Source organism: Catenulispora pinisilvae, assembly GCF_015356865.1.
GTDB classification, from domain to species: Bacteria; Actinomycetota; Actinomycetes; order Streptomycetales; family Catenulisporaceae; genus Catenulispora; species Catenulispora pinisilvae.
In genome coordinates this window covers 1-3625 of sequence record NZ_JAAFZA010000444.1, presented here as the reverse complement: position 1 = coordinate 3625, position 3625 = coordinate 1, and the positions used below count along the sequence as shown (strand labels likewise).

Annotated in this window: 2 protein-coding genes; both read right to left on the bottom strand. The window is 70.1% G+C overall.

Annotated features, from left to right (window positions below; translation table 11 throughout):
- Positions 1–1443, bottom strand: a 1443-nt coding sequence (locus IZR01_RS48615) for a condensation domain-containing protein (protein ID WP_323747322.1), incomplete at its 3' end; no start/stop codon positions are given.
- Positions 1440–3625, bottom strand: a 2186-nt coding sequence (locus tag IZR01_RS48610) for a condensation domain-containing protein (protein ID WP_194927828.1), incomplete at its 5' end; no start/stop codon positions are given. The genes IZR01_RS48610 and IZR01_RS48615, both read right to left, overlap by 4 nt.

Genomic DNA, 3625 nt, shown 5'->3' with positions numbered 1-3625 from the left:
CTCGAACGCAACGGCAACAGCCTCCGGCGAACGCCGCACCTGCTCCTCAAACAGACTCACCAACGTCGCATCAGGCACCGCATGAGCTGTGTCGTTCCACTCCGTCAGTACCTTGTGACGCTCGGCCGCATCGAGCAACTCCAGCCGCCCCACGGCCAGTTCGGGATCGGTCGCCACGGCTCGCACCAGCCGCCGCAGCCAGCCCAGAACCTGCTCGGCCAGCCTCGCGTCGACCGCGTCCGGCCGGTAGTCCAGCCACAACCTCAGCCGTTCCCCCGGCACCACGACGAGCCTCATCGGGTAGTGCGCGGCGTCCTTCACGTCCACCGCCACCAGGCTCAGCCCGGTCCCTGACAGCTCCGCGGAGTCGGGATCGAGCGGATAGTTCTCGAACACGACGCAGGTGTCGAAGAACTCGGTGACCCCGGCCAGACGATGCAGCTCTGACAGGCCGAAGTGCTGATGGTCGAGCAGCTGCGCCTGCTCGTCCTGCAGTCGCTGGAGGGCGGCGAACAGTGGTTCGGCGGGGTCGACGCGCATCCGCACCGGGATGGTGTTGATGAACATCCCGATCATCGACTCGGCGCCGTCCAGGGCTGGGGGGCGACCGGAGACCGTGGCGCCGAACATGAGGTCGTCGCGGCCGGTGAGGCGGCTGAGGACGATGCCCCAGGCGCCCTGGATCGCGGTGTTCAGCGTCAGGCCGTGACCCCGCACCTGTCGGACCAGCTCGGTGGTCTCCTCGGCGGACAGCTCGGCCGCCAGCCGGATCGGGCGGGCCGAGGCCTCGTGGGCCGCGGATCCGGCCACTCGGGTCGGGCCGTCGAGGCCGGCCAGCACCGCGCTCCAGGTCTTGCGGCCCACCTCGTGATCACGGGATTCGAGATGGGCGTAGTAGTTCCGGTAGGGAATGGGCGGCGGGAGCGCGGACTCGTCCACGCCGAACAGGGCCAGGGCGAACAGCTCCCGCATGAGCAGCGGGATCGACCAGCCGTCGAGGATCAGGTGGTGGTTCGTCAGGGCCAGACGATGCAGGTCCGGGGCCAGACGGATCAAGGTGAAGCGCAGCAGTGGCGGCCGCGCCGGGGCGAAGCGGGTGGTGTACTCCTGGTGCAGAACACGATCGGCCTCATCGATACCCGCCTCGCGGTCAAGGTGGCTGAGGTCGACCTCCCGCCAGGGAAGAGCGGTCTCCGTCGGAATGATCTGGATCGGTTCGCCGGTCGCGCGGTGGCGGAACGCCGCCCGCAGGTTGGGATGCCGGCGCAGCAGGGCTTCGGAGGCGCGGCGCAGGCCGGCCGCGTCAAGAGCACCCTGAAGATCGAAGACCCACTGGACCATATAGACGTCCGCGCCCGCGAGGTCGAACTGGGAGTGGAAGAGCATGCCCTCCTGGAAGGAGGACACCGGCAGGATGTCTTGGATGCGCGGCTTGCCAGTCACAGGTCGCTCCACTCGCCGAGTTCGTCTTCCAGAGCGTCGATCTCGCTCTGGCTCATGCCGGTCACCGAGAGGTCCGAGGGCGTGAGGCCGCCCGCGCCTGGCCGTTCCGTATATCGGATCAGCGCGCCCAGCGCGCGGAACCAAGTCTCGGCCAGGTCGCCGATCGTCTCCCGGGGGAACAGCGCCGCCGGCCAGGACCAGCGGACGGTGAGCCGGGACTCGTCATCGCGGCCTTCCGTCAGGGCATTGATCTCGACGGCGTGCCGCACGGCGGCGGCCGGGTCGGCACCGCCGGCCAGGCCGAACTCGGGCACCGGGGCCCAGGTCCGCCCGGCGGAACCGGAGGTGACTTCGACCCGTCCGAGATAGTTGAACAGGATCTGCGGGCTCGGAAGACGCGACAGTTCCGGGCCGGTGTCCGGGTTCAGATAGCGCAGCAGGCCGAAGGCCTGGCCGTGGGCACTGCTCTCGCGGATCTGCTCCTTGACCCGCTTGAAGCTGTCGCCGACCGCGGACCCGCCGGCCCACAGGTCTGACCAGTCGTCGACCGCGGGGTCGAGCGCCATCGGATACAGGCTCGTGAACCAGCCGACGGTGGTGGACAGGTCGGCCGACCCGGGCAGTGAGTCCCGGCCGTGAGTCTCCACGTCCAGCACCACCGGCGCGTCCGGAACCCCGCCGGCACGGCGTCGCCAGTCCGCGACCGCCAGGGAGAGCGCGGTGAGGAGGACGTCCTGGAGTGTCGCGTGGAACACGGCCGGCACCTTGGCGGCCAGGACCGCGGTCTGGTCCGCGGGCAACGACAGCGTGAGGTGTTCGAGCGTGGCGACGGTATCGCGGTCCGGGGCGGGCGCGAAGGGCCCGATGGACGGCGCGGCGGTGAGCGCCGTGACCCAGGTCGGCAGGGTACTGACTCGGTCGGGGTGCTGGGACAGGCTCGGCAGCCGGCTCGCCCATTGCCGGAAGGAGGTGCCCGGGCGGCTCAGGACCGGGGCTGTGCCCGCGGCCACCGCGGTGCAGGCTGCTGCCAGGTCCGGGATCAGAATCTGCCAGGACACGCCGTCCACGGCCAGGTGGTGCACGATCCACAGCAGTCGGCCCGGCTCGGTGGGCCCGCCGTCGAACCAGGTCGCGGTGAACACGACACCGTCCTCGGGGGCCAGCCGGAGGGGCGCGGCCGCGAGTTCGGCGCGGATGGCGGGGCCGGCTTCGGCCGCCGGCCGGCCGGCCAGATCGACCCGCGTGATCCGGGTGCCGGCGTCCACCGCGCCACGCGGCTGGACTTCGAGGACGGGCGTGCCGGTCGCGGGGGCGGCGGTGACCTTGAGACGCAGCATGTCATGACGGTCCGCGACAGCTTGGAGCGCGGCGCGCAGGGTATCGATCGTGAGACCGGCCGGGGTCTGGACCACCGTCGCCTGGTGGTGGTGGTCGACGGGGCCGACGCCGTCGTACAGCCACCGCGCCATGGGGGTGAGCGGGATCACGCCGATGCCGTCGTCAGGATCCTGCGTTGCCTCGGCCAGCGAGGTCGCCGCCGCCGCCACGCCGCGCGCCGTCTTGCACTGGAACACGTCTTGCGGGGAGATCACCATGCCGGACCGCTTCGCGCGCGCCACGACCTGCAGGGCCAGAATGCTGTCGCCGCCGAGCGCGAAGAAGTCGTCGTCAGGGCCGATACGCTCCAGACCCAGAACCGCGGCGAAATCCTCGCAGAGCTGCCGCTCCAGCGGAGCGGTCGGCTCCTGGTCCGCCACCGTCGTGCTGAAGACGGGCGCCGGGAGGGCTCGGCGGTCCAACTTGCCGTTCGACGTCAGTGGCAGCGCCTCCAGCACCACGAACGCCGACGGCACCATGTAATCCGGCAACGACCGAGCCACATGCTGTCGCAGCACCGATACGTCCATACCGTCTCGGGCTGCCGGAACGATGTAAGCAACCAGCCGCTTGTTGCCGGGACGGTCCTCACGCGCCACCACCGCAACCTGGGACACCGAAGCGTGCCCGGCCAGAACCGACTCGATCTCACCCAACTCGATACGGAAACCACGCAACTTCACCTGATCATCGACACGGCCCAAAAACTCCAGCACCCCGTCGACGGTCCAGCGCGCCAAATCACCGGTGCGATACATCCGCGACCCCGCCGGACCAAACGGATCCGCAACAAACCGCTCCGACG